General features: G+C 74.1%; 9 protein-coding genes. 1 reads left to right on the top strand and 8 read right to left on the bottom strand.

Annotated elements, in window-relative coordinates:
* Nucleotides 1-536: hypothetical protein (locus tag HW578_RS21385; RefSeq protein ID WP_198372742.1), on the bottom strand; the 536-nt coding region annotated here is incomplete at its 3' end.
* Nucleotides 533-1,543, bottom strand: a complete 1,011-nt coding sequence (locus tag HW578_RS21380) for a hypothetical protein (protein WP_198372741.1) — start codon at nt 1,541-1,543, stop codon at nt 533-535. The genes HW578_RS21380 and HW578_RS21385, both read right to left, overlap by 4 nt.
* 24 nt (nt 1,544-1,567) lie before the next feature.
* Between HW578_RS21380 and HW578_RS21375 the strand changes: the two genes are divergently transcribed.
* Nucleotides 1,568-2,167, top strand: coding sequence for a hypothetical protein (locus HW578_RS21375; protein ID WP_198372740.1), 600 nt, complete (start codon nt 1,568-1,570; stop codon nt 2,165-2,167).
* A gap of 14 nt (nt 2,168-2,181) precedes the next feature.
* Here the strand turns inward: HW578_RS21375 and HW578_RS21370 are convergent, their stop codons facing one another.
* The 6 genes from HW578_RS21370 to HW578_RS21345 all read right to left on the bottom strand — a co-directional run.
* Nucleotides 2,182-2,982 (bottom strand): bestrophin-like domain, encoded by an 801-nt coding sequence (locus HW578_RS21370; RefSeq protein ID WP_198372739.1) that lies wholly within the window; start codon nt 2,980-2,982, stop codon nt 2,182-2,184.
* A 69-nt stretch (nt 2,983-3,051) separates the two neighbouring features.
* Nucleotides 3,052-3,348 carry a hypothetical protein gene (locus tag HW578_RS21365; protein ID WP_198372738.1) on the bottom strand — a complete coding sequence of 99 codons (297 nt, stop codon included), beginning with the start codon at nt 3,346-3,348 and terminating at the stop codon, nt 3,052-3,054.
* Between the two features lie 23 nt (nt 3,349-3,371).
* Complete coding sequence (locus HW578_RS21360) at nt 3,372-3,806, bottom strand: hypothetical protein (RefSeq protein WP_198372737.1); 435 nt, start codon at nt 3,804-3,806, stop codon at nt 3,372-3,374.
* Between the two features lie 55 nt (nt 3,807-3,861).
* Nucleotides 3,862-4,575, bottom strand: coding sequence for a hypothetical protein (locus HW578_RS21355; protein ID WP_198372736.1), 714 nt, complete (start codon nt 4,573-4,575; stop codon nt 3,862-3,864).
* Between the two features lie 26 nt (nt 4,576-4,601).
* On the bottom strand, nt 4,602-5,660 hold the full coding sequence (locus tag HW578_RS21350; RefSeq protein ID WP_198372735.1) for a PstS family phosphate ABC transporter substrate-binding protein: 1,059 nt from the start codon (nt 5,658-5,660) through the stop codon (nt 4,602-4,604).
* A gap of 29 nt (nt 5,661-5,689) precedes the next feature.
* On the bottom strand, nt 5,690-6,323 hold a 634-nt coding region (locus HW578_RS21345), incomplete at its 5' end, for a hypothetical protein (RefSeq protein WP_456308293.1).

Genomic DNA, 6,323 nt, shown 5'->3' with positions numbered 1-6,323 from the left:
CTGGCTGGCTGGCGCGCCGCGCCGAGCGACGCTCCGAGACGCATGGTCGCCGCGGCGCGGCGCGCCAGCCAGCCAGCATCCGCGCCGAAGCCCATCTCGGCAAGCACGGCGGCATCGGCGGCGGGGCCGAAATCCTCCGCCAGGCGGCGCAGCGTGGGCGCGCCCTCGGCGGCGGCGGGTGCGAGCGGCAGCAGAAGGCGGGTCGCTTCCGCATCGCCCGAGGCCAGCGCGACCGCCACCGCGAAGGCGCGCGGAAAGGGCGCGCCGCGCGGCAAATGCGGCAGCAGCAATTCGATCGCCACCAGCAGGCGCGGCGCATCGCCGGCAAGCGGCGGCTCGGCCCGCGCCCGCGCATCCCAGGACGGGGCGGCAGCCTGCGCCGCGGCGGTGACCTGCGGCGGGGCGCCGTGCAGCGCGACCACCAGCGCCAGCACCGAGAACAGCCCCGACAGCGCGGCGAGGCACAGCGTCACCAGCCCGGTCCAGTCGCCGGGCGCGATCCTGGGCGCGGGAACGTCCTGCGGCGTGTCGCTCATCGGCACTCCATCTCCGTCGCAAGGGCGGCGATGCGTTGGCGCAGCGCGGCCGCCACCGACGCGGCCGCACCCTCGGCCAAATGACGCTCGGCCCGGGCGATGGCCTCGATCGCCTGGCTCTCGAAGGCGGCGCGGTTCAACGAGGCATCCAGCCGGTTGATCAGCCAGTCGATCGCCCAGGAGGCGCCGATGCCGCCGCCCAGGCCGATCAACGTGCCGGGCATGCCCGCCATGGCGAAACCGAGCCCGCCACCGGCGGCGACGAGCGACCCCGCTTCGCTGAGCCGGACCGCGACGGCGCCGAGCCGCGCGGCCATCGGGCGCATGGAACGCAGGAACACCGTGCCGCCATCGGCGCCATCCTCGGCCAGCAGGGCCATCGGGTCGGCCGGCGCGGCGGCGAGGATGCCGGGCGCGAGCGGGTGACCCGCGGCGGCGAGGTCGATCCGGTGCGTCGGTGGCGCGGCGGCGCGCGGCAGGTCGCCAAGTCGCGCCGCACTTGCGGCGAGTGCGGCGGTCCAGACGGCATCGACCGCGGCGGCAACATGCGCGAGATCGCCGGCGAAGCTGCCCTGGCCCAGCGCGGGCGCGAGCACGCGGGCGCGGAACTCGGCACGGATCGGCTCGGCCATTTCCTCGGCAAGGCGGGCGGCGAGCGGGGTCTCGTCCTCGGCCGTGACGGACCGCGCGAGGCCGGCGGCACCGCGCAGCAGGATGCGATAGGAGGTGACGTAGCTCTGCACCCAGCCATAGGCCCAGTCGCCAAAGGCAGGCACGCCCTCGCGCGCGGGGCCGAGACGCATCACGGCCGCATCGCCCAGCAGCCGCTCCGCGAAGCCGGCGATGCGCGCGGCTTCGGCCTCGAGGGCGGCGAGCTCGGCGGCATGGGTGCCGGGCGGGGCGGCGTGGATACGGCAGGCGTCGCCGCCGAGCGGGGCGATGGCGATGGTCTCGGCGCGCAGCGGCGCGGCGAGCAGGAGCGCAATCCACAGGCAAGCAAGCGTCAACCCGCGGCGGCCTATGGAGACGGCATGGACGGCGGTCTCGGCAGCATCCTGGGTGGGCTCGCGGCAGCGCTGCTGGCGCTGGGCGGCGCGGTCGCGCTGGCGCGGATCGCCGGCGCGGCCTTCGCCATCGCCGCGCCCCAGGATGCGGAGGCCGTGCCGCTGCTGCGCCTGCTGGCGATCGGCACCGGCGGCGCCTTCGGCCTGGCGGTGCTGCTGGCCGCACCGGGCCGCGGGATGTTCCTGCCCGAGCGCGTGTTCGACGCCGAGGGTGCCTGGGCGGGCAGCCTGTCGGAACTGCTGGCCCGCCACGCGTTGCCGCGCGCCGAAGCGCTGGCCGCGCTGCCGCAGGCGCTGCTGGGCGCCGATCCCGCTGCTGCCGTCCTGGCCTGGCTGGCGCTGCTCGGCGTCCTGCATGGCAGCGTGACGGTGTTGCGGCTGTGGCACGGCACGGCGCGGCTGCGGGCCATCTGCGCCTTCGTGATGCTGGCGCTGCACACGGCGCTGCTGCTGCACTACGCGGCGTACCTGCTGGGTTGGTTCGCGGCGCAGCTCGGCCCCTGGCTGTTCGCGCTGGCGCTGCTGGCCTTCCAGCGCTGGCGCTATGGCGCGCGCGCGGCGCACTGAATCCGACAGGGGCATCAGCGCAGGTCCATCATCGCGAGGAAGGGCGCGGGCGTCAGCAACGCAGGGTCGCCGACATAGGGGAAGGCGAGCTTGACCGAGACGAGCAGTACCGAACCCACGATGACCGCGATCACCGCCGCCATGGCGTAGTGCATCGCCGCGCTCGCGCCGCCGAAGAACCACTGGAAGGCGATGACCGCGACCGAGACGGTCAGCACCAGCATCCAGATCAGCCCCGACAGCGTGCGCGACTGCACCGAGAGACGTTCGATGCGCGCCTCCGCCACCTGAGCGAGCCAGCTTCCGGCGGTCTGCTGCAGCGCCTGCTGCGCCCCGCGTTCGCTCTCGACATCGAGGAAGGCGCGGGTCAGGCGCTGGAACGGCGCGTCGGAACCGGCCGAGGCGACGCCCGCCTGCATCGCGGGCCAGTCCTGCGTCACAACCGCGCCGGCATAGGCGCGGATGGCGCCGCGCATCTCGGCGCGCGCCTCGGAAAGGCCGGGTCCGTTGAAGGTCTCGACCGACAGCGCCAGCATGTAGAGGCCCGACGCTTCCTTCTGCAGCGTGTCGCGTGCGGTCTGGTAGGTGTCCCAGGCGCCGACCAGCGTGAGGGCGGCGACGACGGCGTAGATCTCGACCACGAAGCCGTACTTGACCGCGCCGACCACCGCATTGGCCTGGAACTCGGCCGCCGTGAACAGCGCGTACATGACGCGCCCGAGCAGCAGCGCGATCGCCACCGGCACGGAGATGGTGATGGCCATGCCGAGCCAGGCCGGCAGGCTCGCGAGGCCATGGGGAAGCAGGATGTCCAAGGCCGGGATCCTCCGCGGCGCGTCGGGTGGTCGTGGAAGGGCCGGCGCATTCTGCGCGGCCAGCGCGTTTCAGTCGGCGTCGTCGCGGTGCTCGGTCCAGTACCAGTGGCTGACCGTGATGCCCGCGGCGGCACCGATCAGCGCGGCCAGCGCGCCACCATGGATCAGCGCGGAACCGGCCAGCGCGCCCACGAACATGCCGGCGCCCAGGGCTGCGGCGTGGCCCGCCGAGATCTGCGGCATGGCCGGCACCGGCGCGGGGCGCGAGAGGAGAGGCACCGGCGCCGGCAGTGCGGGGCCGGGCGCCTGTGCAGCGGCCGGCGCGGCCATCAGGATCAGCGCGAGCAGGGCGAGGATGCGGGTCATGGGTCGGGTGCTCCAGGTCATGGTCAGGCCTCGATCGCGCGATACCAGCGGCGCGAGCGGATGATCCGCCCGGTCGGGCGTGGCTGGAGGTTGAGTTCCTCCATCAGCCGCTTCACGCGCCTCTGCGCCTCGGCTTCCGTCATGTCGCCGCCGGCGCGGGCGCGGTAGAAGGCGACGGCGCGGCGGAAATCATCGCGCGCAACGCGGTCGCGCCGGTCAGCGAGGGTGCGCAGCAATTCGCGCGACGAAGCGCCGAGCTCGCCCTCCAGCGCGATCGATTCCTCCTGCGCGGCGCCGCGCAGCAGGCCGCTCGCCTGGTCGAGGCTGAGGCCGTAGCGGGTGATCGCTTCCTCGAGCAGGCGGCGTTCCTGGTCGCGGTCCAGGAAGCGGCGGCCCTGGAGCTGCAGCTTCACCAGCTCGGTGAAGCGCTGCCGGGGCAAGGTATCCGTCGCGGTCATCGGGCCTTCTGCCTTTCGCGGTCTGCGCCGTGCTGGCGCGGTCGAGGGAACGGGGTCAGTGGAGGATGGACGTGGCGGGCAGCAGCGGCGCCGGCGTGGCGCCGGGCAGTTCGAGCGTCTGCCGGCCACCGGGAGCGGTCTGGCGCGACATGGCCTGGACGCGCTGGTTGAGCCGGTCGATCGCGCGCAGGATGCGGCTGGCCTTGACGCCGAGCGGCGCATCGCTGGGCGAGAGCTGGAACTTCACGCGCGGCAGCGGCAGCAGGTCGACCTCGACCTTGTCCACCGCGAAGTCGCCGAGTTCGCCCGCGTCCATCACGCCGCGCACGATGGTGCGCTGCAGGGCCGAGATGGGGCCGGGGTGACGCCGCGCATGGCGTTCCAGCATGCGCTCCACGTAGTCGCGGTCAGCGTCGGTGAGCTCGCGCGCCTGGCCGAAGGTTAGCGACAGGCTCGGGAAGAGGCTGATGGAGGATTCGATCTCCTTCAGCTTGTAGCCGGCGATGTCCATCAGCCAGGCAAAGTCGTCGCGCGCCTGCTGGTGCGCCGCCGCCACGGCATGGCCGCGCGCGATCGACCCGCCGGCGCCGAAGCCGATGCCGAAGCTGTCCATCACGCCGCTCCAGAGCCGTTCGGCGCGCGCCATCACGCCGTCATCCGACGGCAGATCCTGCAGCGGTGCCGGAATCACCGCCGGGGGCGCGGGCTGGGCCAGCGCGGCGCAGGGCAGCGCGAGCAGGGCGGTCACGGCAAGGGCCTTGGCGAGCATTGGGGGGGGATCCGTTTCGCGGCGGGTCAGCGGGACATCAGCCGGGCCTGCTGGGCGATGCGGCGCTGCGCCGCACGCTCCGCCGGCACCAGGGGCACGAGGCCGGCACCGGCCAGGTAGCCGCCGGGACCGCCCGCATGCTCGCTGGTGCTCTCGACCAGGAATTCGTGGATGCCGCGCACCACGCCCACGCCCTGCTGGTTCCGGCTGTGCTGGCGCTTGGCATAGAGGAAAAAGGTGCGCGCCGGCTCGTAGTCGAGGCTGCCGATGGCGCCGATGCTGGGGGCGACGCCGTCGAGCGGTACGGCCACGAGGTTGCCCCCGCTGGCGAGCAGCTGGTCGTAGCTGACCACCGCGAGCGTGCCGGGCGGGGCAGCGAGCAGCGCCGCGGGCACCTGGTCCGCATGGACGTCGAGCGCCCGCCCGTCGGTGCGCGCCGTGATGCACTTGCTGCGGCGGTAGGCGGCCTCGAACAGCAGACGGATGTCGCGCACGTAGCGGCAGCCGGCCTCCATCACCAGGTCGTCGAACAGCGCGCGCGGGCCGGAGCCGCCGACGGGCAGGATGACGCGGATCTCGTTGCGCGGCAGGCCCGAACCAAGGTCGGACCAGAAGCGCGCCGGGTTCGGGATGAATTCCTCCTCGACCGCGCGTTCCGCGGCGAGGGCCTCATAGACCTGGCGGGAGGAGAGGCCGGGCATGGCCTCGCCGCGGCGCGCCGCGAGCACCACGGCGCCGAGGCCGAGCTGGAGCTCGACGATGTCGCGCACGCCGTTCGCGGCGCAGGCATCCACCACGGCGCGCGGCAGGCGGCGCGTGACAAGCAGGATGTCGGGCGTCTGCAGCCCGATGCCGGCGCAGAAGGCCTCCATCGCACGCACCGAACCGAGCGTCGTCGCCGTCGGTGTCGGCACGCCCTCGAAGCGCTCGGCGAAGCTGCGCGCGAGCAGCTGCCCCACCCCCGCGGTGGAGGAGGAATTCACGATCACCAGCCGGTCGCGCAGCGTCATGCTGCCCTGGGCGGAGGCCGGGCCAGCGCCGAGCAGAACGAGCCCAGCAAGCAGGCCGAGGACGAGATGGCGCAAGGCGGCCTCCATTCTGGACACGGGGTAGGTCATGCCGGCGGCACCTGGGCCACCAGGGCGCGCAGCAGGGTTTCCTGGATGGCCTGCTCGACCGCGAGGCGCGCGCTGGCCTGCGCCAGCCAGCCCGCCAGCAGAGGCTGAAGGCTGGGTGCCAGCGCGGCCGCATCCGCCACCGCGGCGGCGAGGTTGCCGCGTCGCAATTGCTGCGCGACGCCGGCGATCGCCTGTTCCTGGTCGGAAGGTGCGGGCGGCGCGGCGAGCCCGATGCCTGCCGCCGCGCCACGGAGCACCGAGAAGGTCTGGTCGAATGCATCGCCCTGGCGCGGCGCGCGCGCCACCAGCTGGGGCGCCAGCACGGCGTAGCGTTCGCGCAATTCGGCTTCGGTCGGCAGGCCCCGCGCGGCGTGGCTCAGCAGCACTTCCGCCAGCGGCGCGGGCACCGCACCGGGTGGGGCGAGCGCCACCATCACCTGGTATTCGCGCAGCCAGGGCCGCGGTGTCGCGACCGCCGATTGCAGCAGCAGTGCGGCGGCGATGAAGCGGTCGGCCTGCGCGGCGGGTGCGGCCCGAGGCGATGGGGAAGCGTGCCGCGCCTCGGCCAGCGCGGCCTCGAGGCGCGCGACGCGGGCCGCAAGCGGCTCGGGCGCGGCAGCGGCACGCGCC

It is taken from the genome of Roseomonas rosulenta (assembly GCF_016106005.1).
In the GTDB taxonomy this organism is placed as follows: Bacteria; Pseudomonadota; Alphaproteobacteria; order Acetobacterales; family Acetobacteraceae; genus Neoroseomonas; species Neoroseomonas rosulenta.
This window is presented reverse-complemented; position numbering and strand designations above follow the sequence as displayed.